The sequence below is a fragment of the Methylobacter sp. BBA5.1 genome (genome assembly GCF_000746145.1).
In the GTDB taxonomy this organism is placed as follows: Bacteria; Pseudomonadota; Gammaproteobacteria; order Methylococcales; family Methylomonadaceae; genus Methylobacter; species Methylobacter marinus.
Genome location: NZ_KN050817.1, coordinates 17,826 through 42,489, shown reverse-complemented (window position 1 = coordinate 42,489; position 24,664 = coordinate 17,826). Strand labels below are relative to the sequence as shown.

Annotated in this window: 24 protein-coding genes; 16 read left to right on the top strand and 8 right to left on the bottom strand. The window is 53.3% G+C overall.

Annotated elements, in window-relative coordinates; genetic code table 11:
- From EK22_RS22885 to EK22_RS22865, 5 genes are all read left to right on the top strand, one after another.
- Positions 1-273, top strand: a 273-nt coding sequence (locus tag EK22_RS22885) for an REP-associated tyrosine transposase (RefSeq protein ID WP_036254770.1), incomplete at its 5' end; no start/stop codon positions are given.
- A 343-nt stretch (positions 274-616) separates the two neighbouring features.
- Positions 617-4,663, top strand: coding sequence for a fibronectin type III domain-containing protein (locus EK22_RS22880; protein WP_036254769.1), 4,047 nt, complete (start codon positions 617-619; stop codon positions 4,661-4,663).
- Positions 4,660-5,577: a rhodanese-like domain-containing protein gene (locus tag EK22_RS22875; protein ID WP_152565208.1), complete on the top strand. Its 918-nt coding sequence runs from the start codon at positions 4,660-4,662 to the stop codon at positions 5,575-5,577. The genes EK22_RS22880 and EK22_RS22875 overlap by 4 nt, the downstream gene beginning before the upstream one ends.
- 16 nt (positions 5,578-5,593) lie before the next feature.
- Entirely contained in the window at positions 5,594-6,475 is an 882-nt protein-coding gene (locus tag EK22_RS22870; RefSeq protein WP_152565207.1) for a transglutaminase-like domain-containing protein, read from the top strand.
- A gap of 87 nt (positions 6,476-6,562) precedes the next feature.
- On the top strand, positions 6,563-7,285 hold the full coding sequence (locus tag EK22_RS22865; protein WP_036254764.1) for a tRNA1(Val) (adenine(37)-N6)-methyltransferase: 723 nt from the start codon (positions 6,563-6,565) through the stop codon (positions 7,283-7,285).
- Positions 7,286-7,345: 60 nt separating this feature from the next.
- Here the strand turns inward: EK22_RS22865 and EK22_RS22860 are convergent, their stop codons facing one another.
- From EK22_RS22860 to EK22_RS22850, 3 genes are all read right to left on the bottom strand, one after another.
- Positions 7,346-7,771 (bottom strand): hypothetical protein, encoded by a 426-nt coding sequence (locus tag EK22_RS22860; RefSeq protein ID WP_020158748.1) that lies wholly within the window; start codon positions 7,769-7,771, stop codon positions 7,346-7,348.
- Between the two features lie 91 nt (positions 7,772-7,862).
- Positions 7,863-10,346, bottom strand: a complete 2,484-nt coding sequence (locus tag EK22_RS22855; protein WP_036254763.1) for an ABC transporter permease — start codon at positions 10,344-10,346, stop codon at positions 7,863-7,865.
- Entirely contained in the window at positions 10,343-11,032 is a 690-nt protein-coding gene (locus tag EK22_RS22850) for an ABC transporter ATP-binding protein (protein ID WP_152565206.1), read from the bottom strand. Before EK22_RS22850 ends, EK22_RS22855 begins: the two co-directional genes overlap by 4 nt.
- Before the next feature lie 52 nt (positions 11,033-11,084).
- Here EK22_RS22850 and EK22_RS22845 point away from each other — a divergent pair, with 52 nt between their 5' ends.
- Both EK22_RS22845 and EK22_RS22840 read left to right on the top strand, forming a co-directional pair.
- The gene (locus EK22_RS22845) at positions 11,085-11,636 is read left to right on the top strand and encodes an arylesterase (RefSeq protein ID WP_020158745.1); all 552 of its coding nucleotides are present in this window, start codon (positions 11,085-11,087) and stop codon (positions 11,634-11,636) included.
- 181 nt (positions 11,637-11,817) lie between these two features.
- On the top strand, positions 11,818-12,258 hold the full coding sequence (locus EK22_RS22840) for a GlcG/HbpS family heme-binding protein (protein ID WP_235209480.1): 441 nt from the start codon (positions 11,818-11,820) through the stop codon (positions 12,256-12,258).
- A 138-nt stretch (positions 12,259-12,396) separates the two neighbouring features.
- Here the strand turns inward: EK22_RS22840 and EK22_RS22835 are convergent, their stop codons facing one another.
- Positions 12,397-12,660 (bottom strand): hypothetical protein, encoded by a 264-nt coding sequence (locus EK22_RS22835; RefSeq protein WP_020158743.1) that lies wholly within the window; start codon positions 12,658-12,660, stop codon positions 12,397-12,399.
- Between the two features lie 264 nt (positions 12,661-12,924).
- Between EK22_RS22835 and EK22_RS22830 the strand changes: the two genes are divergently transcribed.
- Positions 12,925-13,845 (top strand): SPFH domain-containing protein, encoded by a 921-nt coding sequence (locus tag EK22_RS22830; protein ID WP_020158742.1) that lies wholly within the window; start codon positions 12,925-12,927, stop codon positions 13,843-13,845.
- 10 nt (positions 13,846-13,855) lie between these two features.
- Positions 13,856-14,299, top strand: a complete 444-nt coding sequence (locus EK22_RS22825; protein WP_020158741.1) for an NfeD family protein — start codon at positions 13,856-13,858, stop codon at positions 14,297-14,299.
- Positions 14,300-14,859: 560 nt separating this feature from the next.
- Here EK22_RS22825 and EK22_RS22820 read toward each other — a convergent pair.
- From EK22_RS22820 to EK22_RS22810, 3 genes are read right to left on the bottom strand one after another with little or no spacing between them, the layout of a single operon-like run.
- Complete coding sequence (locus tag EK22_RS22820) at positions 14,860-16,848, bottom strand: transglutaminase TgpA family protein (RefSeq protein WP_235209479.1); 1,989 nt, start codon at positions 16,846-16,848, stop codon at positions 14,860-14,862.
- A complete protein-coding gene (locus EK22_RS22815) occupies positions 16,821-17,765 on the bottom strand; it encodes a DUF58 domain-containing protein (protein WP_051962039.1) in 945 nt (314 codons plus the stop codon). The genes EK22_RS22820 and EK22_RS22815 overlap by 28 nt, the downstream gene beginning before the upstream one ends.
- Positions 17,762-18,667, bottom strand: a complete 906-nt coding sequence (locus EK22_RS22810) for an AAA family ATPase (RefSeq protein WP_036254757.1) — start codon at positions 18,665-18,667, stop codon at positions 17,762-17,764. The genes EK22_RS22815 and EK22_RS22810 overlap by 4 nt, the downstream gene beginning before the upstream one ends.
- A gap of 128 nt (positions 18,668-18,795) precedes the next feature.
- Here EK22_RS22810 and EK22_RS22805 point away from each other — a divergent pair, with 128 nt between their 5' ends.
- Complete coding sequence (locus tag EK22_RS22805) at positions 18,796-19,134, top strand: TraR/DksA family transcriptional regulator (protein WP_020158737.1); 339 nt, start codon at positions 18,796-18,798, stop codon at positions 19,132-19,134.
- Positions 19,135-19,148: 14 nt separating this feature from the next.
- Here EK22_RS22805 and EK22_RS22800 read toward each other — a convergent pair whose 3' ends face one another.
- Positions 19,149-19,358, bottom strand: coding sequence for a DUF7230 family protein (locus tag EK22_RS22800; protein WP_020158736.1), 210 nt, complete (start codon positions 19,356-19,358; stop codon positions 19,149-19,151).
- 82 nt (positions 19,359-19,440) lie between these two features.
- Between EK22_RS22800 and mnmG the strand changes: the two genes are divergently transcribed.
- From mnmG to EK22_RS22770, 6 genes are all read left to right on the top strand, one after another.
- On the top strand, positions 19,441-21,312 hold the full coding sequence (gene mnmG, locus EK22_RS22795) for a tRNA uridine-5-carboxymethylaminomethyl(34) synthesis enzyme MnmG (RefSeq protein WP_036254755.1): 1,872 nt from the start codon (positions 19,441-19,443) through the stop codon (positions 21,310-21,312).
- Positions 21,312-21,947, top strand: a complete 636-nt coding sequence (gene rsmG / locus EK22_RS22790) for a 16S rRNA (guanine(527)-N(7))-methyltransferase RsmG (RefSeq protein ID WP_036254752.1) — start codon at positions 21,312-21,314, stop codon at positions 21,945-21,947. Before mnmG ends, rsmG begins: the two co-directional genes overlap by 1 nt.
- A 2-nt stretch (positions 21,948-21,949) precedes the next feature.
- Positions 21,950-22,723, top strand: coding sequence for a ParA family protein (locus tag EK22_RS22785; RefSeq protein ID WP_020158733.1), 774 nt, complete (start codon positions 21,950-21,952; stop codon positions 22,721-22,723).
- On the top strand, positions 22,720-23,109 hold the full coding sequence (locus EK22_RS22780; RefSeq protein ID WP_036254750.1) for a hypothetical protein: 390 nt from the start codon (positions 22,720-22,722) through the stop codon (positions 23,107-23,109). Before EK22_RS22785 ends, EK22_RS22780 begins: the two co-directional genes overlap by 4 nt.
- A 226-nt stretch (positions 23,110-23,335) precedes the next feature.
- Entirely contained in the window at positions 23,336-24,181 is an 846-nt protein-coding gene (locus EK22_RS22775) for a ParB/RepB/Spo0J family partition protein (RefSeq protein ID WP_036254748.1), read from the top strand.
- Positions 24,182-24,299: 118 nt separating this feature from the next.
- Entirely contained in the window at positions 24,300-24,659 is a 360-nt protein-coding gene (locus EK22_RS22770; RefSeq protein ID WP_036254746.1) for an ATP synthase subunit I, read from the top strand.
- Positions 24,660-24,664: the final 5 nt, after the last annotated feature.

Sequence of the window (24,664 nt, the reverse complement as noted above, 5' to 3'; positions counted from 1 at the left end):
AAGGGGTTGCCAGCGACCGAACGCTTATCGGCGGTCCGGAAACGGCGCGGCGAGCGGGGCATTTGGCAGAGACGCTATTGGGAGCATATGATCCGTGACGAACGGGATTATGCTCGCCATATCGATTACATCCATGTCAATCCGTTGAAACACGGTTATGTGAAACAGGTTGCCGATTGGCCGTATTCGACGTTCCACCGTTATGTTGCGGATGGGCTATTATCTGCGGATTGGTGCGGCATCCCTGACGATTTGCCGACAGCGGCGGAATGATAGGGCGTAAGAGAGATGAATCGTAGGGGTGGATTTGTCTTGGCAATCCGCCACAGACGGAGCCTTGAAACCGTCATGTTCCACGATGTTACTGGCCTGCTTGAAATGGCGGTTTGCTGCGCGAAACCGCCCTACGCTACTGGTATATTTACCCCGGCCATAAAGCTTATCCAATGTTGTTGGCAAGGTATAAACGTTAGGGACGGGATACATATCCCGTTCCGCGCAAGATTGGGCGATGCGGAGCACGAGAGCCCATGGATTCGTTAATTGAAGATTTGAAGGCATTATCGGAAACGCGCACAGGCGCGAGCAGAAAAGGCGCAAGCCAACGGAAATAAAAATGGAAACTAAAAATCAACAACCTTTCAACGGATCTGCCCTGATGCACGATAAAGGGCCGGCACGGTTTTACGCCGTTTTGTGGCTGGTTCTGTTCGCGGCCTTTGCACCTACTCTCGTCCATGCGGTGGATACCGTCTGCGCCCGCGTCAAGATCGAGATCAAGCAAGAACTGACGCTGGAGCGCCAGGCCTTCGACGCCCAAATGAAGATCAACAACGCCACCACCGACGGCGTGATCCAGAATGTTTCGGTAGATGTGAAGGTCACCGACGAGAACGGTGTGCCGGTTGCCGTGACTGACGATCCCAATGATACGACCGCTAAATTCTTCATCCGTGTTTCCAGCAAACAGGACATCGATGACATTACCGGCGCCGGCACGGTCAATCCGCAAACCTCGGCGATCATCAACTGGCTGCTGATTCCGGCGCCGGGCTCGGCGGGGGACACGCCGTTCGGTAAGAAGTACCTGGTGGGCGCCACGCTGAAATACACCTTCGCCGGCGAGGATACGGTGCTGGAGGTGTCTCCCGACGTCATCACCGTCAAACCGCTGCCGATGCTGACGCTGGATTATTTCCTGACCCAGAACGTCTGGGCTGATGATCCGTTGACGGCGGAAATAGAACCGGTTGAGCCGTTCACCCTGGGCGTGCGCGTCAAGAACGACGGCCAGAACACGGCCAAAAGTCTGAAGATTGATTCCGCGCAGCCGAAGATTATCGAGAACAATCAAGGCCTGCTGATCAATTTCCTGCTCACCGGCAGCTATGTGAACGATGCGCCGGTGCAGAACACGCTGCTGATCGACTTCGGCGACATTGCCCCAGGCAGCAACAAGATGGGGCGCTGGGTCATGGAAACCTCGCTGGCCGGCAAGTTTACCGAGTTCACCGCCAGGTTCAGCCATGCCGATGAGCTGGGCGGCGCCCTGACTTCGGTCATCAAGGAAACCAACGCCCATTTCCTGATTCACGATGTGCGGGTGGATCTGCCCGGACGTGATGCGGTGCGGGATTTCCTGGCCCAGGACGGTGATGTGATCCGCATCTATGAATCTGATGGCCCGGATACTGTCGTCACCGACCGCAGTGCGGTAGCTACGTTAACTGCAGTGTCCACTTCCGCCGATGGCGCCGGCTATCGTCTCGACGCGCCGGCCACGGCGGGCTTCATGTATGCGAAACTGCCCGATCCATTCAATGGACAGAAGGTGTTGGGCCCTATCCTGCGCTCGGACGCCAAGCTGATGGCGCCGGACAATGTCTGGCTGTCCAAGACCCGCAACGAGCAGACCAAGCAATGGCAATACTGGGTAAATTTCTTCGATGTCAATACTTCCGGTTCTTATGATGCGGAATTCCGGGAACCGCCGGAATCGGCGCTGGCGCCCGTCATTCAGTTCATTCCGGATCGACTGGTTCAGGAGACCCAGCAGGTTTCTTTCCTGGTCGAGGCCAGCAGTCCGCAAGGTAAGGCTGTCACGATTACGGCCGCGCCTCTGCCGCAGGGAGCTACATTCACCATGCAGCCGGCTGATCCTCTTGCGCCCGGCCTGGCTCGTGCCGTCTTCGACTGGACGCCGGCGGCGGGCCAGATTGGCGATTATCCGATTGTTTATACCGCCAGCGATGGCGAGCTGAACAGCAAGCTTACGGCCAATATCAAGGTGGAAACGTTTACGCCGCCTCCCGGCCCTGAAACGCCGTCGATCGTTATGCCGCTGTCAGGCGCGCAGGTAACCAGCCTGACGCCAACGCTGTCGGTGCAAACGTCCATTGATCCATCGGATCCAACTGCGCAGGTGCAATTCGAGGTGTATGCCGATGAAGCCTTGACACAGCTGGTAGCAACAAGCCAGATCGACAAGATGCCGCCTATCGATATAGATGGCACTGGTCCCGTTCCGCAGCCGACAGCCTGGAAGTTGCCGGTTGAGCTGACGGACAATACGCATTACTGGTGGCGTGCACGCGCCTATGACGGCACGGTGTACAGTTTGTGGACCAATGCCCACTTCTTCGTCAACCTGTTCAACGATCCGCCTGACAGTTTTAACCTGATCCATCCGGATTCCGATGCCGAAGTGGCCAGCCTGACGCCGACCTTTACCTGGAATAACAGCTCGGACAAGGATGGCGATGCCATTATCTATGAGGTGACGATATATGGCGATGCAGGGCTGATTGATATCGTGGCGCAGGCGTTAGACTTGGTGGAAGATGCCGGCGGCAGCACGAGCTGGACTGCTATCGTGCCGCTCAGCAACCACGGCATCTACTACTGGAATGTGGTGGCGAAGGATGCCCTGGGCGCGCAAACAGCGTCCTTTACGCGGCCTTTTGTGGTAAATACCGGCAATACGGCGCCGACCGATCCCGTCATTTTGAGTCCTGAGAAAGGCGGCCAGAGCATTGATGTAAGCACCGAGCTCAAGATTCAGAACAGTTTGGATGCGGATCACGATCCTGTGACTTATGTGTTCGAGATCGATACGGTCAATACCTTCGATTCGCCCGCCAAGGAAAGTTCGAATGTTGTCTTTGAAGGTATGGGCGGCACTACAAGCTGGTTTACCGGTCCATTGGTCGAGAACCAGCATTACTGGTGGCGGGCGAAGGCACAGGATGGCCGCGCTGACTCTGCCTGGGTCGTGGGCGATTTCCTGATGAATGAGAGCAATGATCCTCCTGCCGCCCCAACCATCAAGAATCCAGGCGATGGGGCTTGGTCATCGGTACTGCAGCCGATTTTGGAAGCCAATCCGGTGAGCGATCCGGAAGGTGAAGCCGTGCGATATCAGTTCGAGGTTTATCAAGGCGCGCCGCCGCAACAGAAAGTCGCTGAGGGCATATTGACCGCTGCGACATTCATTCCGCCGATGCCGCTGATCGATAAAACTACTTATTCGTGGCGGGTACGCGCGCTGGATGAACAGGATGACGCCAGCGATTGGAGTCCTGCTGCAGTGTTGTACGTCAGTACCGGGCCCTATCAGGCGCCGACCATTGCAGTGACTACGCCTTCAACCCCGATTGCACCGGTTTCAGTGAGTACGCCCACTGGAACACGCAAGCAGGTGACGATTGATTGGGAAGGCGTAGCCCCGAATATCGAGCCGACCATAGCGCTGTATTATGATTCTCAGCAATCCGGTTTTGCCGGCACGTTGATTGTCGACGGCATAACCCAGAGTGCAGGAACCCAAACCGGGAGTTATGTGTGGGATGTTACCGATCTTCCGGCCGGCACTTATTATATCTATGCGACAATTAATGATGCCGGTGGTATGGGAAGGGCTTACGCGCCGGGGGCTCTGGTAATCCCCAGTCAGCCGCAAGCCGGCAGCATTGTGGTTACGGAAAACAATTATCTCTACACTTCGGAAGGCGGCGCGACTGCGAAGTTCAAGATTCGGCTGGGAACCGCGCCAACGGCAAACGTGATTGTGCCGCTGTCATCGACCAATAGCGGGGAGGGAACGGTTGCACCGGCCAGCCTGACGTTCACGCCGCAGAATTGGTCGGCGGATCAGGCGGTAACGGTGACCGGAGTGAACGACTGTGCGCCGGATGGCAATATAGTCTATCAGGTGCTGTCGGGTAAGGCGGTTTCAACGGATCCGAACTACATTGATCTGATCGGTGCACAGGCAAACCTGACGAATTTAGATAACTTCGATCTGGCTGGAACGTCCGACAATCCCAATCTGCACATCTGCGGAATGGCGATTGTCACGGAGCACCAGATAAGTTACAACCTGTGGGAGTATACGTTGTCCGCACAGCTGACTAATACCGGCGCATCAGCCGGCGGCGTCATTGCCAAGTTGGATCAATCGTCCAGTGGTTTACTCGGCAGTCTCATTGACATCTTGCTTCAACTGCTAAGTGGTCTACAGGTGATTGAAGATACCCTCATTTTCGGGCAGGCCAAGCAAGGGGAGACGATTGGAAGCGACGATACCATCGTTGTACGAAGTAGCAGGAGAATGTCGGCTTCGGAATTTAATGGCTTAAAGTGGAAGGTGACGATATTGCCATGAGACTGAATAATTCTGGAACAGTGAGCCTGGCTGGTGTGATTTTTCTGGCTTTGGCGAACATGAGTTCGGTTACGGCTCAACCTCATCGGGCTATAAGCGTTCCGGAAGCGCTCAAGGGTGTCAAACCGTCTGTCGGTTCGTGTACACGCAATGATGCGGGGGAATTGAAGCCTTCTAAATTCGCCCGCGTTGCAGCGGTTAAGCCGGATTTGTCCTGCGCCATTGCGCCGGGGGATGTCGCCCGTCAGCTGCAATCGCCCAATACGGTCTTGATCGACACTCGGGGAGCAACGGACTTTGCCAATTTCCATATCAATGGGGCGATGAACCTAAGCACTGCTGAGTTACGCAGCAAGACCTTTCTTCGCGGAAAATCGCTGATCCTGATAGGCAATGGGAAAGCCGAACAACAACAGTACATCGATTGCAAAAGACTAAAGTCGAATGGCTTCAGGCAGGTCAAGGTTTTACGGGGCGGGATGCCGGCCTGGCTTGCATCCGGGCAGAGCGTATTGGGATTGCCTCCTAATCCGGGGCGGTTAACGAAACTGACGCCATCGGATTTGTGGAACGAGAGCCGGTTTGAATCCAATCTGGTTTTGGTCGAGGCCGGGCAGGAGGCGCTTCAAAAGCAGATAACAGGCTCGGTCCTGATACCCGATGAAAAGCTGCAAACAATCCGGTCCACGATCGATAAGCGTCGCAGACAGCACAAATCAGCACCATTGGCTGCTGTCGTACTGGTAGCTGACAAGGGAGCAGACTTTCAGACGCTAAGTCAGGCCATCAAGCCGGTTCCGCTGCTGGTTTATTCCGAAACAGCGGAAGCTTTTAGCCGCCAACTTGCACAACAAGACGCGGTGTGGTCGGCACAGGCCAGGGGACCGAAACAGCCGCCGAGATGCGGCGGTTGACAGTAACGGCAATGCAGTGAGTCGCAGAACTTTTCTGACAACAACAGCTTGGTTTTTGGCCGGCATGGCCTTATCGTCCGTATCATTCGCCAGAATTCCCTTAAATCCTGGGGAAGGCAATAGAATACAAAAGCAGCTTCGTTTTACCGTGACGCTGACTAACCCTAAACCCTATGAACTTGTTGATCAGGTTTTGTGGCTTTATATGCCCGCAGCTGAGACTCCGACGCAAAAACTCGAATCCATTAAGGTGTCTGTTCCCTATGAGCGACAAATCGATCCGTTAGGTCACAGCGTCATAACGCTTGTTTTTCCACGGTTTGCGCCGTTGTCCGCAAAGGTTGTCAGCTTCATTGTCAATGTCTCCATGAGTGCCTCGCCCGAGATGGCGCCACTGGAAAATCCCCAGGTATGGCTAAGGTCGGAACGCTATATCGAAACCGACGATTCGATCATGCAATCCCTGGCGGCAAAATTGAAACGCCAAGAGACCCGCGATACCGCCTTGGCTATCTACGATTGGGTCAGACAGAATCTTCACTATACGGGCTATCTTGCTAATGATCGTGGGGCGGCATATGCTCTTGATCAGCGCCAGGGCGATTGTACCGAGTATGCCTATCTGGCTGTCGCATTGGCCCGCGCCAACGGCATTCCTGCCCGCATGGTGGGCGGTTACGTCACCGATAAAAATGCCATCCTGAGAGCAACCGACTACCACAACTGGGCGGAGGTTTACTTTGATGACGCCTGGCGGCTGCTCGATGCCCAGAAAGAACAGTGGTTGTCTCCAGCCGAAGACTATGTGGCATTTCGTTTTTACCGGGATAAAGAAGACAATCCTATTGGTCTGGCCCACCGTTACAGTCAGAGCGGCGAACTTGAAATCAGATTTTGAGTAGATATATGGTTTTGATAGAGGCACCTAAATTCTTTTTAGAATACATGTTTGAATATCGGCTATTTAGATGATGAATGATTAAGCATGACGACTTTCAATTTTCAGCAGTTCTCGGTTCGGCAGAAGCAATCGGCCATGAAAGTCTGCACCGACAGTATTCTGTTCGGCGCCATGGCGCCTGTTAACGGCGGTGATCGGGTGTTGGATGTCGGCGCGGGCACGGGGGTGTTGTCATTGATGGCCGCGCAACTGGGAGCCGCGCACGTGACGGCTGTGGAACTGACTGACGAAGCCTATCAGGAATGCCGCATCAATTTCGGAGCGAGTCCATGGGCAGATCGCCTCACGTCCGTTCATCAGGATATTCAGAGTTTCGCCCTTAAGGCAGCCGGGCAATCATACGATCTGATCATCAGCAATCCGCCGTTTTTTGACAATCATTTCAAGTCTGACGATCCGCTCAGGCATATCGCCAGGCACACTGACCGGCTTAGCTATGCCGATTTGATCGGGATTGCCGATCGTTTAATCGCGCCGGAGGGACTGCTGTATCTGTTGATGCCGCTCCATGCCGTAGCGAAGTTTGCCGCTGCCGCGGCAGCATCCGGTTTTTACCTGGTCAGGCAGACCGATTACCGGGCTTATACGCACAGCGAGGCCAAGGTTGCCGCGCTGACGTTCAGCCGCACGGCCGCTGTTTTGGTCAAGGATAATCTGATTGTTTATGAATCCGCAGGCGTGTATACGCAAGTCAGCGAACAGTACTTATCGGCTTTTCTGCTGCGGTTTTTGAGGACGGGAAAGTAGGAAGTCTGGATTGTGGCAGATACACATCCCTGTGCATCCGATGCTTGGAATCGTTAAAGATTAGTTGATGACGCGGTGTCCGCGGTTTCTGAGACAGTTGGAATAGGCTCTCTTGTAGGCATCTCTCGCCTGATAGCCTTGCAGCGCGCCCCCGGCAACGCCTAGGGCCGATGCGCCTATCGCCGCGCCTTTTCCGGCATTGCCGCCAGTGGCTGCGCCTATCGCCGCGCCGCCCGCGCCGCCGATCAGACCGCCGACCGCCGCGCCTTTAGCGGTCTCTGTCAGCGTGCCGCCAGCGCTTTGCTCGGCGATTTGCTGACACTCCGCCATGTCCTGGTTGATTCGATAAGCGTAAGGATCATTGTATGGATCCACGGTCGGGGTCCAGCCAAATCCTAAAGTATTTCCAAAGCCCCCCTGATTGGCGCAAGCAGTGATCAGCGTGCTGGCCATGAAAACGATACCGACGGTTGTTAATTTTTTCATTGTAGTACCTTGTATTGAGTTATTACTTGCTTGCAGTTTAGATAATAATTTATGAATAGTATATGAACCGGCTTAATTTAATCCAATGTCATTAGAGTTCCCTTAAAACCAGCAGCGGTGATTTATTAACCACGCCCCGCACGCCCCAATAGCCAGCCAGTCCCACGAATAATGCGCCTATCAGTGGCATGATTCCCCATAAATAGATATTGGGCACATAATCCATATGCATGACCTGCGTATATAAAGTATAGAGGATAATTTCCGAAATCAGGATGGCCAGCAGGCCCGATATCAATCCCAGTAAGGTAAACTCAATCAGGTGGGTTTTCCTCAGGAACGCACGGTTCGCGCCCAGCGTGCGCATTAAAGCGCCATCGTAAATCCGGTCGTCCAGCGTCGAATAGACGGCCGCGAACAACACCGTGAAACCGGCCAGCAAGGCAAAGTACAGCAGATAATTGATGGCTGCCGTCAACTGGGTCAGGATGGTTTTGAATTGCTGCAGAATCAAATCGACTTCTAGTATGGTTGTGCTGGGAAATTTTTTGATCAGATCATTCAACAAGTTTTTCCGGTCTTCGGGCAGGTAAAAACTGGTGATGAAGGTGCTCGGATAACCGTCCAGCGTGCCGGGCGAGAAAATCATGTAAAAGTTCGGTTTCATCGTATCCCACTGCAGATCGCGCAGGCTGGACACCGTCGCTTCAAACTGCTCGCTGCCGACGGTAAAAGTCAACCGGTCGCCCACTTTGATTTTCAGGCTCTTGGCCAGCTTCTGTTCGACGGAGACCAGCCCGGCCCGCTCCGATTGCCACCAGCGGCCGGTCGTGATCTTATTGTCCTCGGGCAAATCATTTGACCAGGTCAGGCTTAATTCCCGGTGCGTGGCGTTTTCGCCCTGCGTGTCCTTGCTGACCACCTGCTGCACCGGCGTCTGGTTGATCTCGACCAGTCTTCCCCTGACCACAGGATAGAACCGGCTGCCGGCGATTTGCTGCTGCTCGAGCTCCTGCTGAAAGGCCGGTTGCTGGTCCGGGAAAATATTCAGCGCGAAATGATTGGGCGCCTGCTCTGGCAGTTGCTTGTGCCAGTTGTCGAGCAAATCGGTGCGCACGGTAAAACTGAGCACCATGGCCACCAGCGTCAGGCTGAAAGCCAGTATCTGGCTGACGCTGGCCCGGCTGTTCCTGAACAGGCCCTGCAGGCCGAAGCGCCAGATCAGGCTCATATGCGGCAGCAATCGGCGGGACATTGTCAGCACGGCGTAAACCAGCAGTCCCAACAGCAGCAGCGCCGCAAGGCCGACGCCGATAATCGTCGCGGTCATTTTGACATCATCGGTATAGCGCCAGATCAATACCGACACCAGGCCGATGGACAGCCCGTAGATCAGCCATGCGCTGCTCGGCAAGGGTTCCAGGTCGCGGCGCAGCACGCGCAGCGGTGAAACTTGTTTCAGGCGCAGGATGGGCGGCAAGGCGAAGCCCAGTAAAATGACCATACCGGTGATAAAGCCGAAAAAAACCGCCAGCAGGCCGGGGTTGGCGACTTGCGCGGGCAGCAGCCCTCTTAACAGATGGAACAGTGCTTCCTGGGCGAACCAGCCCAACAGGCAGCCGGCGGCGCTGGCCAGCATGCCCAGCACGACAAACTGACAGCTGTACAGCCAAAGGACTTCTCGCTGCTTGCAGCCCAGACAGCGCAGTATGGCCGTGGTATTGAAGTGCCGCTCCGTGTAACGGCGCGTGGCCATGGCGATGGCCACGCCGGCGATCAGAATCACGACGATGCTGGACAGGCCCAGATAACGTTCGGCGCGGCTCAATGCCGAGCCCAGTTCCGGGCGGTCCTCATGAATATCCATCAGCCGTTGCGACGGATTCAGCCGCGGCTTGATCCAGCGGTTGAATTGGGATAACGCTTTGCTGTCGCCGCTGAACTGGAAGAAATAATGCACATGGCTGCCGGGCTGGATGACGCCGGTGGCCTTGAGATCCTGCCGGCTGATCATGACGCGCGGCGAAAAGCTGTAAAAGTCGCCGCGCTTGTCGGGCTCGTAGGTAATGATGCGGCTGACGGTCAGTTTTTTCTCGCCGACGGTCAGGGCATCGCCCAGGTTGAGTTTAAGGGCGGACAGAATGCGTTTATCGACCCAGGCCGTGCCGGGTTCAGGCCCTTTATCGACGCTCGTTTCGGCCAGATAGTCCGAAGTCGTGGTTTTCAGATAGCCGCGCAGCGGGTACAAGTCGCTGACGGACTTGACGCCGGCCAGCAGCAGTTCGTCGTTTTCCATCAGCACGCTGGAGAACTCGACCGTTTGTGCCTGGGCCAGATTGAGCTGGTCGGCCTTGGCGAGCCAGGTTTCGGGAATCAGGGTCGGGCTTGCGATGACCAGATCCGCCGCCAGAAATTCGGCCGCTTGCGTGGTCATCGTGCGCTGCAGACGGTCGGCGAACAGTGAAATGGCTGTGGAACTGGTGACCGCTATGATCAGCGCCAACACCAGGATGGTCAGTTCGCCGGAACGGCTGTCACGCCATAATAATCGAAGTGCCAGGTTAAAACGGGTCATACGATATGTCCTGCTTCCAGTTTAATAACGCGCTGGCAGCGTGCGGCCAGGGCCGGGTCATGCGTGACCAGGATTAATGTCGTGCGGTTTTCCTGGTTCAGCTCGAATAATAGTTCAATGATGTGCTCGCCGGTTTTGCTGTCCAGATTGCCGGTCGGCTCGTCGGCGAACAGAATGGCCGGTTCGGTGACAAAGGCGCGGGCCAGTGCCACGCGTTGCTGTTCGCCGCCGGACAGCTGTTTGGGGGTATGCGACAGCCGGTGCGACAGGCCGACCCTGTCCAACAAGGCGGTGGCCGAGGCTTGGGCGTTTCTGTCGCCGGCCAGTTCCAGCGGCAGCATGACGTTTTCCAGCGCCGTCAGGCCGGGCAGCAATTGAAACGACTGGAAGACAAAACCGACCAATTCGTTGCGTACGGCGGCCCGGCCGTCTTCGTTCATGACCGTGATGATTTTGCCGTCCAGGGTAATTGAACCCGTGCTGGGCGTATCCAATCCGGCCAGCAAGCTGATCAATGTGGATTTGCCTGAACCGGACTCGCCGATAATGGCGATGCTTTCGCCGGCGTTAATGCTTAAATCGATAGCCGACAGGATTTCTAATGTGCCGTCGGAAGTTTGGACCGATTTGCCGAGATTTTCCGTTACTATAAGAGGTTTGAATGTTTTATCAGCTTGAGGATACATGATGGTTAGATTTTTAGTTGCCTTGATAGTTTCGCTAATGTCCATGACAGCCATGGCTAAATCGATTGTCGTACTCGGGGATAGTATCAGTGCCGGCTATGGAATTGAAGTCCAGCAGGGTTGGGTGGCTTTGTTGCGGCACAAGCTGGCCGAGGAAAATGCTTCTTATGAAATCATTAATGCCAGTATCAGCGGCGATACGACGGCCGGCGGCCTGGCACGCATAGACAAGATCCTGGCAACGCATCAGCCGGAAATTGTACTGGTGGAGCTGGGGGCCAATGACGGCCTGCGCGGCCTGTCACCCAAACTGATGAAGGATAACCTGGCCGAAATCACGCGGCGCGCCCAAAAAGCCGGCGCTAAGGTCCTGCTGTTGAGCATGCGCATTCCGCCGAATTACGGCAAGCGCTATACCGAGATGGTGTATGGCGTCTATCCACAATTGTCGGAAGAACTGGGCGTGCCGTATATGCCGTTTATTCTGGAAGATGTCGCGTTGGTGAAGGAACTGATGCAGCCGGACGGCCTGCACCCTAATGCCAAGGCGCAGCCGATGATTGCCGATAAGGTTTGGCTGCATCTGCAGCCGCTGCTGAAGTAGCCCAAACCGCGGCCCCTCCTTTGCGGCAGCGCGTGATAATAAGCTGCACCCCGATGGCTGATTCCAATCATTGGCCGAGGCGGAATAATAGCGTTATAGTATCCAATCCGCTCTGCCGATAGCACATGCAAAACGCAATCGGCGGCAAGGTATTTTTCATATCGCTATAAGCAGGTATTCAATGAGAGAGTTACCCATGAAATTGACACTGGATAAAGCCAACCAAATCATACAAGCAGCTACTCGCAAAGCCCGGCAATTAAAGCTGGCACCGCTGACCGTGGTCGTTCTGGATAAAGCCGGCCATTTAAAGGCCATGCAAAGAGAAGACGGCGCCACCATGATCAGGCAACAAATTGCGACAGCCAAAGCCTGGGGCGCGGTCAATATGGGAATCTCATCGCGAAGTCTGGAAGCCGTGGCGGAACAGCGGCCGGAATTTATGAATGCCTTGGTGGGCATGGCGGATGGCAAAATAATGCCGGTTCCGGGCGGCGTTCTGATCCGCGACGAGGGCAATAACCTGATAGGCGCTGTCGGTATCAGCGGCGATGTTTCGGATCAGGATGAGCGTTGCGCGATTGCCGGTATAGAGGCAGCCGGATTTATTGCCGGCGTTTAAGCTGTCAAGGTCGTGTCGCCGGAGAGGGCATCGCGCGACCGGGCTCTTCTTTGCCTACCCCTGCAAGGGTATAAAGTTGCTGCAAAGAACACAGAGCGGAACTCTGTGTTCTTAGAGATTGGCAAGCACCGCTCTATTTTATTGAGCCGGTTTGGCCGGTGCCGTTTCAGGTACCGGCACCGCATCCTGGGGCTGGGAGTATTTTGAGGGTTGTTCCAATTCTGCTCGCCGATTGCCTTCGCCAAACAAGGTCGCGGCGACCATGAACAATATGGTCGAGATTATAAGAACCCAGAAACGGTCCGGCTTCTTCATAAAGAATAAAGGCCATTGCGGCTTGATCATGCCGACGATGAAAAAAATTAATGTCAGGATTCCGATGTTAAAAGCGGCGTGTATCATTCTATTACCCGTTAAACTTACATTTGGATGAATTTACATTATTATTATCTGGGTGGTTGTTTTACCACGGCGGACTATTTTAAAGGTTTCATTGATTTAGTTCCGAAAATTTAATGGTGATTCTTTCAGAGTCATAGACTGCATGCTGAAATTCCGCTGTCCGGTTCCCCATCAAGAGCACGTCTTTACGGAATGGCACGAAGATGCCAGGTGAAGCGCCGGCTAAACGGATTTCCTCATGAATAATAACAATAAGGGGGATGTATGACTGAGTTTGTTTTAGCGTTACTGGTTTTTGCCGTGGTGCTGGTGTTTATGAGTGTTAAATCCGTGCCTCAGGGCATGGAATACACGGTCGAGCGGTTCGGCAGATATACCAACACGCTGACGCCGGGGCTGAATATTATCATGCCGGTCATAGATCGCATCGGCAACAAGATGGTCATGATGGAACAGGTCATGGATGTGCCTTCGCAGGAAATCATTACGAAAGATAATGCCATGGTCACGGTTGACGGCGTGGTTTTCTATCAGGTCATGGACGCGGCAAGAGCCGCCTATGAAGTCAGCAAGCTGGACTGGGCTATCTTGAACCTGGTCATGACCAATATCCGTACCGTTATGGGATCGATGGACCTGGATGAATTATTGTCGCGCCGTGATGATATCAATGCCCGGCTGTTGGCTGTGGTCGATGACGCTACGGCGCCCTGGGGCATCAAAGTCACGCGTATCGAAATCAAGGACATTGCGCCGCCCAAGGATCTGGTTGAAGCGATGGCCCGGCAGATGAAGGCCGAGCGCTTGAAACGTGCGTCCATCCTCGAGGCGGAAGGCGCGCGGCAGTCCGAGATCCTGCGTGCCGAAGGCGAGAAGCAGGCCGTTATTCTGGAAGCCGAGGGCCGCAAGGAAGCCTCCTATCGCGATGCCGAAGCCCGGGAGCGTCTGGCTCAGGCGGAAGCGAAAGCGACCTTGATGGTGTCCGAAGCCATCAGCAAAGGCGATATCCAAGCCGTTAACTATTTTGTCGCGCAGAAATATATCGAGTCCTTGCAAAATATCGCCGCGGCCGATAACAGTAAGCTGATCTTCATGCCGCTGGAGGCATCGGGTGTCATCGGCGCCATCGGCGGGATTTCGGAGCTGGCGAAAGAAGCGATGGCGAAAGCCAATCCTCCGGCCTAGAGGTTGAACCATGGCGGAACTGGAATTTGTTTTTTGGCATTGGTGGGTGTTAGCGCTGTTTCTGCTGGTTGTGGAAATATTAGTGCCGGGCTTTTTCTTTGTGTGGCTGGCGATTGCCGGATTTATCACAGGCTGCCTGTTATGGCTGCTGCCATCGATCAGCATGGACGTCCAGCTGGCGGTTTTCTCGGTATTGTCGGTGCTGGCCATCGTCGCCTGGCGGTTCTATGCCAGAAAACATCCGATAGTCTCGGACCAACCCTTGCTGAACAGACGCGGCGCCCAGTATATCGGCAGGGTATTCAATCTGTATGAGCCGATTGTGAACGGCCAGGGCAAAATAAAAGTCGATGACTCGATCTGGAAAGTGCACGGCGAGGACTGCGATATCAATACCAAGGTGAAAGTCACGGCCATTCGCGGAACGGTCTTCGATGTTGAAAAAGTTGAATAGCCGCTGTAAAGACTGCAATTATAGTAGGCGTCAGGGAGCGCGGGTCAATGGGTTCGAAAATTGCCAAGTACTAAGTCAGCCTTGTTCTGACGAGTAAAATTTTCAGAGTATTGACTGATGTTACGAAACTGTAGGGTCGAATTCACTTGTGCCCTTTAGGGTATTCGACCTGTGACACTCGCGATATGCAGGCAGTGCGAATACCCATGGGGCACAAGTGCCTGCTCCGCGGCAAAATTTGACCTAATCATAATTATTTCAGTACCGATTGTTAACCGGCCTGTTCATTTTCCTTGATTCCCAAGCGTTTTAATCTGGCAATTCCTACGGATTGATATCCTGATGCCGTAAAATGAACAGACACGTAGGGGCGAACCTGTGTGTTCGCCCTTGCTCAGCGGTTCGTCTTTGGCCTGTGGTTCTCCGATAACCCATTGCGCACCCGAAACATAAATTATCAGGCGATTTCCATGTGAAATAGTATTCCTGTAGTGGCTGAATTAGCTGCGGAATGTCGGCAAGTGGATTCGCGCCTGCTTTAAAGCCCGGTTAGCAGGGGCTCAGGCTTTAAACAGCGACACCAGCTGATGCAGCCTCTTCAAATCTTCCGGATTTGAACCCCGGCCGTAGCGCAGCTTGATGAATACGGCGGTGATCTGATCGATCTGTTCGGATTGCTCGGGCAACTGGGTTTTCACGCGTTCGGCAAAATCCTTTGCTCCTTCGTTGTCGTTTTTTATGATCCCTTTGTGAACCAGCTTTTTACAGAAGCGGTTGTACAGTCGTAAAACCCGATCGGTCGCTTTCTGTTTCCGATATAACAGGAACCAGGACAGTACCGCGGTTATCAAACCGATCAGGCCGATCATCCAGTACAGCATGACCTTAATGTTCTGTATACCCCAGGATGCCAGAAGCTGGAGTTGGCTCAGGCTGTTATAGTTGATAATCCAGCGCTGCCAATTGTAATCGGCGCTGGTCCAAAGCTGGCGGACCCCTTTCAGCCAATTGAATGCCGCCAGGGTTTTGGTGTCGGGACTCACGAAAGTGACGACACCGCTGGCGATTTGCCGATCGACATTGATATCCTGCTCAATTCTTTCCGGCGCAATGGCTTCCGTCGGATCGAACCGAACCCAGCCTTTGTCCTGTAGCCAGACTTCGGTCCAGGCATGGGCATGAGCTTGTCTTATTTCCAGAAAATTGCCGACTTTGTTCAGTTCACCGCCTTGATAACCGGTGACAATGCGTGAAGGGATCCCGGCGACACGCATTAAATAGACGAAAGCCGCGGCATAATGGCTGCAAAATCCATAACGGGTATCAAATAAAAAAGTTTCAATCGGATTATCCTCCATTAGCGGCGGCGTTAATGTGTAATAGAAGTTCTCCTTCCTGAAATACCCTAATAACTGCTGAATATAGGTTTCGGGCGGGCTGTCGAAACCGTGCAGTTGCCGGACCAGTTGGTTGATTTTGCCCGATGGTTTGCCGGGCAGTTGCGTGGCTTCCTGATATTCGGTCTTGGTGATATAGCCGGTGTTGTATTGCGGATACGACGTCACTTGATATTCAGCGCGTTTTTCGGGCATTTCCGAGCTGATAAGCTGATAATTGGCATTCAGGCTTAATGACGATGAGTATTTTGCCGGCATATCCAGGGCAAAAACCCAGGGTTTATCTTGTGGTTCCATCAGCAAGGTGTACTGATAGGGGGTACCGGTAAATTCAGGCTGGTCGAGAAATCTATTAAAATGGCGGTTTGCCGATTGTGTCCACTGCCGCCCGTCCGTAAGCGTCATGACCGGGCCGCGCCAGTAACGTTGAGCCTGCGGCGGAATGGCGCCTTTGAATTTGACCCGGAAAACCAGTTCGTCCGACAAGCCGAGGTTACTGATCGAGCCCGGTTCCATACTGTCGCTTAAACCGGACCTGGTTTGAGGCTCTTCGGTAAACAGCATCCACCGTGGCGCTTCAACGCGCGGAAACAGAAGGAATAGCACGCCCGCAATCGGCATGGCTTGAGCGATAACAATGGCCGCCGTTTTCAAGGCCGGCAGCGTTTGCGGGCGCAGACTGTTAATGCACACCAGCACCGCCAGAAGCACACAGCAGACAGCCATAATATAAGCGCCCATGAGGATGCTCTGCTCATACAAAAACTGCGAGGCGGCGACGATAAACGCCAGATAGATGATCAGATAGATGTCGCGCTCGGTCTTGATCTCCAGTAATTTCAGCGCCAGTCCGATAACGAACAGGCTGGTTCCCGGATCGCGTCCGAACACGCTTCGATGCTGGCTGTACAGCAGCGCAATGCCGAGAACGGTCAGTAGCAGAACAAACCAGTTGGAGGGCAGCCAGCCAGGTTTCCAGATGCCGATAAAGCGCCAGCCCAGGAGCAGGAAAAAAAAGCCGAGGATAGCAACCGGCAGGTGATAAACGTGAGGAAAAACGATCAGTCCGATAGACGACAGTAAAAAGATCAGGGTGCTTTTGTTAAATTCGGCGGACATGATTTTTAAAACAGAGCCAGTGTTTCCAAACATTCTTGCGCATGCAGGGCGCCGTGGTTGGGCGCTATCTTATAACCGGGCAGCGATAAACCGTAATGAATGCCGGCTTTGTCGGCATCGATCACCCAGCGGCATAATTGGCTTAAGCGCTCTTCCGTATGGTGTCCCGAGGTAGCATTGTAATCGAGCCAGATTTCGGCCGCCCCTTCTCCGCCATACTGCTTGCTGAACAGTCCCTGGCCTTTGGCAAACGCTTTCCAGTGTATCTGTTTGATCGGATCGCCGGCCTGGTATTGCTGGACGCCGTAAAAGTCATCCGTCCCTTTTTTGCTGATCCCTTGCCCGGACTGAACCGATGGCGATTCCGGCAGAGGACTGTCGGCGCTCGCGGGCTTGGGATAAACCAGCACCTTAAGGCCCAGCCGTACAGGCGACCAGGCGCGAAACAGGCCGAATGGATACGTGCTGGCAACCGTGACCGCGCCGGCTTCATGCCAGCCTCTTTTTCGGGTTGGGGAATAAAGCGTAATCAAACGTTTGCTGTATGCCGGGAGGTCCAGGCTCTCGGTTTTCCGCAGCGCGAGTTGTAAATTGTAGCGTTCGATCGAAGTTGGATTATTGATGGAAATGCCAAATTCCGCGGCTTCTTCCGCAAATACGGCTTTGCAATGGCCTTTATGCAACACCAGGCCGGAGAGTGATTTAAAGCTATGCAAAATTGTGACAAGAAAGATGCCGGTCAATAAAAAAGTCAGCAAATAGGCCAGGTTGTTGTTATAAATAAAGGCGATCAGCAATAACAGTATATTCAAGACGATGAAGCCCAGGCCGCGTTGGGTCGGCATGATATAGATGCGCCGATGCGTTAATGTCACCGGTCCATCGGTGGCTTTTTCGGCTGAGGCAAAACGGCTTCGGCGCCAGCGTTTATTCAGTGTAAACGTGTTCAATGGACGGCTACTTTTTCCAGTAACGGCGCGACGATAGCGTCTGAATGGCTGTGGCCGGATCTCAGCCGGTGTCCGGCCACGGCGGCCAGTACGGCCTGGATATCTTCCGGAATGACCGCGTCACGGCGGTCCATGAAAGCCCAGGCTTTGGCGGCGGTAAGCAGCGCCAGGCCTGCGCGTGGAGACAGGCCGCAGTGATAGTCCGGTGATTCACGCGTGTAAGCGATAATAGCCTGTAAATAGTCTAGCAGGGCAGGGGAAGCGTAAACCTGCGCGACAGCCTGCTGCATCCGCAACAGGTGTTCCGACGGCAATTGAACGGGCAGCGATTCAATCAGATTGTGGCGGCTTTGGCCGGTCAGCAGGGCTCTTTCGGCATCGTGATCGGGATAGCCTAGCTCCAGACGCATCAGAAAGCGGTCCAATTGCGATTCCGGCAATGGAAACGTGCCTATTTGATGCGACGGGTTTTGGGTGGCAATCACGAAAAAAGGTTGCGGCAGTTCATAGGTATTGCCTTCAATCGTCACCTGGCGCTCTTCCATCGCTTCCAGCAGCGCGCTTTGCGCTTTCGGCGTTGAACGGTTGATTTCATCGGCCAAAATCATTTGATTGAAGATCGGACCGGCATGAAACTTAAACACATGGTTTTGAGCATCAAAAACGGAAGCGCCGAGAATATCAGCCGGTAATATATCGCTGGTAAACTGTATGCGCTGATAGTTTAAACCGAGCAGCTTCGCCAGCGTGTGCGCCAGTGTGGTCTTGCCGACGCCGGGCATGTCTTCTATCAGCAGATGGCCGCGAGACAGCAGGCAGCACAATGCAAGGCGAAGTTGGCGCGGCTTGCCGAGAATGATCTGGTTGGCCGAATCTAATAGCTGATTAATTGCATTTTGCATAAGTGGTGATAGCATGCTAGGTTGAATGAGGGCGTATGGAAATACGGGTAAAGTAAAGCCTGTTTTTTAGTATAGAGCAAGCTTCTGAATTAAGTTAAGATTCAAGGCACGGAAACAACAGGACTTATATGAAAGAATATGAAGAAATACGGCGCAGCCTCATAGAAATGCTCGAAGAGCTGGATGAGCGGCTGACTAAAATTACCGAGGACGTCAAACACTCGGACGAGCCTTTGGAAAAGGATTTTGCAGAACAGGTGACGCAAACGGAAAATGATGAAGTGCTGGACTATTTAGGTAATACGACCCGCATGGAAATAGAGAAAATCAAGCAGGCTATTACCCGCATAGACAGCGGCGAATACGGTATCTGCTCGGTTTGCGGCGAGCCGATCAATAAGGAACGATTGAAAGCGGTACCTTATTCCAATATGTGCATCAAATGCGCCAGCCAGTCAGAACGCTAATCGGCCTGATTGACTTAAATCCGGCTGAGTAAAACAGGAGGTTTTTCCAATGACACCGGATAAAGAGTCATTGGAAAAACCTCCTGTTTTGCATGCTTGGCTTTACGGCTGTATTTGCTTTTATCGCGAAAAGTTTGCGCCTTGTTAAACTGATGCGCGAACTTCGCGACAGGATTTTGCAACGGAACCGTCTCAAGTTCGCGCTGATTTTTACGTTTTTTCATAATTTTCCCCTTATAATAGAGCCGAGTTTGTATAACACTATACAACGCATTAATATAGCATTTTTTAGAGTACATAACGCTTGTGAAATTCAAAAAAGATTTTGATGTCATTGTTGTCGGCGGTGGTCATGCGGGTACGGAAGCAGCGTTGGCGGCTGCCCGGTGCGGCGTGAAAACACTGTTGTTGACGCAAAATATCGACACCCTGGGACAGATGAGCTGCAACCCGGCCATTGGCGGCATCGGCAAGGGCCATCTGGTCAAGGAAGTGGATGCGTTAGGCGGGATCATGGCGCGGGCCATCGACCTTGGCGGCATCCAGTTCCGCACCCTGAACGCCAGCAAAGGCCCGGCGGTCAGGGCCACACGCGCCCAGGCTGACCGCAAATTATATAAGCAGGCGGTTAGAAGCGCGCTGGAAAATCAGCCCAACCTGTCCATATTCCAGCAAACCGTATCCGATCTGATGGTCGAAGGCGATAAAGTCGTCGGCGTCAAGACTCAGATGGGTTTGAACTTTTCGGCACGAGCCGTGGTGTTAACGGCCGGTACGTTTCTGGGCGGTAAAATCCATATCGGCCTGGAAAACTACAGCGGCGGCCGCGCCGGCGACGCCGCCTCGATTGCCCTGGCCGAGCGCCTGCGCGAACTGCCCTTCCGTATCGATCGCTTAAAAACCGGCACGCCGCCGCGTATCGATGGCCGCACGATCGATTTCAGCAAGCTGGCTGTGCAGCACGGCGACGATCCGGTGCCGGTCTTTTCCTTTCTTGGCAAGCGCGAACAGCATCCGCGGCAAATACCGTGCTACATCACGCGCACTAACGGCGAAACTCATGACATCATCCGCTCCGGCCTGGATCGCTCGCCGCTGTATTCGGGGATCATAGAAGGCATCGGTCCACGTTATTGCCCTTCCATCGAAGATAAAATCATGCGCTTTGCCGACAGGGATTCGCATCAGATTTTTGTCGAGCCTGAAGGACTGGATACCCATGAAATCTACCCGAATGGCATTTCCACCAGCCTGCCTTTCGATGTGCAGTATGAATTCGTGCGTTCGATGCTGGGTTTTGAGAATGCCGAAATCGTGCGTCCCGGCTATGCCATCGAATATGATTTTTTTGACCCGCGGGATCTGAAATTCTCGTTGGAAACCAAGCACATGCAGGCGCTGTTCTTCGCCGGGCAAATCAATGGCACGACCGGTTACGAAGAAGCGGCCGCGCAAGGCCTGATCGCCGGCCTGAATGCCGCGCGTCTGGTGCAGGGGCTGGAAAGCTGGTGCCCGGGACGCGACGAGGCTTATATCGGTGTCATGATCGACGATCTGATCACGCGCGGTACGCAAGAGCCGTATCGCATGTTTACCAGCCGTGCTGAATACCGGCTATTGCTGAGGGAAGACAACGCCGATCTGCGCTTGACGGAAAAGGGACGCGAACTGGGCCTGGTCGATGATGAGCGTTGGCAGGCTTTTGAATCCAAGCGCGAAGCCATTGCCCGCTTGCAGGGTAATCTGAAAAAAAGATGGATCAGGTCTGAAACCGAGGAAGCAGCGCTGGCTGCCGAGTACTGGGGCAAGCCTTTAATGCGCGAAAGCAATTTGATGGACTTGCTGCGCAGGCCGGAAGTCGACATCAACCGATTGCTGTTGTTTTTAGACGCTGATGCGCCTGTTTCGGAGCAGGTTGCCGAGCAGGTTGAAATCCAGGCCAAATATGCCGGTTATATAGACAGGCAGCAATCGGAGATAGACAAGGCCTTGCGCTATGATCATCTGCGGCTGCCCGACACCATCGACTATAAAGGCGTTCCAGGCCTTTCCAACGAAGTCAGCGAAAAACTTAAAAATCAGCGGCCCGAGACTTTGGGCCAGGCATCGCGTATTCCGGGCATTACCCCGGCCGCTATTTCGTTGCTGCTGGTATATCTGAAAAAGAAAACCGCCTGATGGATGCCTGTCGTAAAATCCTGGTTGCCGGGCTGGAGGCCTTGCATCTGTCCGTTGATGAAGACCAGGTCGAGCGTCTGCTGAACTTTATAAAGCTGATTGAAAAATGGAATAAAGCCTATAACCTGACCGCGATTCGCGACAGGGATGAAATGGTGCGGCTGCATTTGCTCGACAGTCTGGCCGTGCTCCGCTTTGTTGAAGGCCCGCGCGTGATCGACATAGGGACCGGTGCCGGATTGCCCGGCATTCCATTAGCCATCTGCCTGCCTGAAACCGAGTTCGTCTTGCTCGATGGCAATGCCAAAAAAACCAGGTTCGTACAGCAGGCGGTGCTGGAATTAAAGCTCAAAAACGTAGCCGTCAGTCATAGCCGCGTGGAACAGTATCATCCGGAGCATACCTTCAATACCGTGATCACGCGCGCTTTCGCCAGTTTGCCAACGATTGTTGAATTAACGGAGCATCTGCTCGGCAAGGGCGGTGTGGTATTGGCAATGAAAGGCCAACGCCCGGATGAGGAGCTGGAGCGCATGCCGCAGAAAGTGGCGGTAATACCGATCCATGTGCCGGGAATAGAAGCTGAAAGATGTCTGGTTCGAATAGAATCTCTTGAAGAGACCGAGGTAAAGTAGTAGTGGCAAAAGTAATAGCCGTAACCAATCAAAAAGGCGGTGTAGGCAAAACGACCAGCAGCGTCAATCTGGCTGCATCACTGGCGGCTTCCAAACGCCGCGTGTTGCTGGTCGATCTTGATCCCCAAGGCAACGCGGCCATGGGCTGCGGCATCGACAAGCTGGAAATTCAATATTCCAGTTATGATTTATTGATGGAAGACGTACCGGTGGCGGAAACGGTTGTGCATCTGCCGGAAATCGGTTTTTCGGTCATTCCCGGCAACTCCGATCTGACAGCCGCCGAGGTGCAGTTGATGAAGGCCGAGCGCAAGGAACTGCGTCTTGCCGATGCGTTAATGCAAATTAAAGGACAATATGATTATATCTTGATCGATTGCCCGCCTTCCCTGAATATGCTGACTTTGAATGCCATGGTGGCGGCAAACAGTTTATTGATTCCGATGCAGTGCGAATATTATGCCCTGGAAGGTTTGTCCGCCTTGATGAGCACGCTGAGAAACATTCAGGAGACCGTCAATCCGGAACTGCACCTGGAAGGTATTCTGCGCACCATGTTTGATGACAGGAACCGCTTGACCAAGGACGTTTCGGAGCAATTGATCCGGTATTTCGGCGATCAAGTGTTCAGGACCTGCATACCCAGGAATATTCGCCTGGCCGAAGCGCCAAGCCATGGCGTGCCTGTGCTGATTTATGATAAAACATCGCGGGGCGCCAAGTCTTATATGGCATTGGCAAATGAAATGATCAAAAAAGAAAAAAATAAGTCATGACTTTAAAAAAACGTGGACTAGGCCGCGGTTTGGAAGCGTTACTGGTGGATGTGCCTGCTAAAGATCGCAAGGATACCGCAAAGACAGATGCAAAACCGGTAGAGCAACGCCGGGAACAGTCGCCGCCAATCGCCAGCAAGCCGGAGATATACCCTCTGGAGCGCAAGGAGCAATTGCCGGGAAAAAGCCAGGGGTCTGTTGCCGCGGAAAAACAGCCGGAGCCGGCGCCTACCACTGTTGAAAAAGTTAATGAGCAGGCGACGATAGCCGCGGCTTTGATCAAAAATGTTCAACGGGAAAACCGTAATCTTTTAGAGGAAGCTGAGTCTTTAATAAGTTTGCTGGATGAGTTCGAGCTGGTGGTCCGTCGTTTCGAAATCGATTGACTGGAAAAGCCAAAATTATCATCCGACTGGCGGCAGTCAGCTAGCACTCAGCCAATTAACTATGACGAGAAAATTGTAGGTGCGAATTCATTCGCACTATATGAATACTCTGCAAATTTCACTCGTCGGAACAAGGCTGACTAAGTACCAGTTTAAAGATCAACCATTGTGAGTAGACGGGCCAGGTATTGCGCCGGCGACCAAAACGATTAACAAAGAAGAACGCATGACTTTAAAAAAACGTGGGTTAGGCCGAGGGCTGGATGCCTTGTTAGGCGATGTTTCCGCTAAAGAGGAAAAACATCAGATTCAGACTCTGCCGATAGAATATATGCAGCGCGGCAAGTATCAGCCGCGAAAAGACATCAATCCGGAAAAATTGCAGGAGCTGGCCGATTCCATTAAGGCGCAAGGCATCATACAGCCTGTCGTTGTGCGGAAAATTGCCCAGGAAAAGTACGAAATCATTGCCGGAGAGCGTCGCTGGCGTGCGGCGCAGCTGGCCGGCTTGCAACAGGTGCCGGTGGTGATCAAGGAAATAGATGACCGGGCGGCCATGGCGATCGCGCTGATTGAGAACATTCAAAGAGAAGATCTGAATCCTCTGGAGGAGGCGGATGCTTTAAAAAGACTGCTGGAGGAATTTGCCATGACGCATCAGCAGATTGCCGATGCGGTCGGTAAATCACGGACGACGATCACCAATCTATTGAGGCTGATGGAACTGCACCCCGAGGTGAAAAAACTGTTGGTCAACGGCCAATTGGAAATGGGGCATGCAAGAGCGCTGCTGTCACTCGATGCCGTCAAGCAAGTCGCCGCCGCCCATAAAATCGTCAGGGAAGGTCTGACGGTAAGAGCGGCGGAGCGGCTGGTTAAGGATAGCCAGGCAGAGCCGAAAGCACAGAAAGCCAGAATCATCGATAAAGATACCTTGCGTTTACAGGAAGACCTGACGGCAAAACTGGGCGCGAAAGTCTTGATCAATCATAAGGAAAATGGCACCGGCAAGCTGGTCATAGCCTATTCCAGTCTCGAGGAGTTGGATGGGATTCTTGAACAAATCAAATAATCTGGCTGGCAACAGATGAGAATAACCTACAAATTTTATAAGGATATTTTCTTGCTTTCTTGCTTTAATGAAAGCTGATGGCTATAATTCATGCCGCTATTGTATCTGGAGCTTGAGCATGACAGCTGCAAATGAAGTAACTGTCAGTAAAATCTTAAGTTACCAACTACTGATAATAATAATAACAACAGCCGGGTTTGCAATTTTAGGGGGGTGGCCTAAAGCCCTATCGCCTGCCTTGGGCGGAGCAGCAGCTTTTATTCCTAACCTTTATTTTGCGTTGCGCGTACGAAGAGCCGCAGGGCAGGAGCCTAAAAAGATCGTCAGGTCTTTTTATGCTGGAGAGTCGGGAAAGTTATTGTTAACAGCTGCGCTGTTCATTTTGATTTTTCAAATCCCAAATATAGAAATATTACCGCTGCTGGCTGGCTATGTGTCGGCTTTATCAGCTTTTTGGTTTGCGCTCATTATGCGCTGACGCAA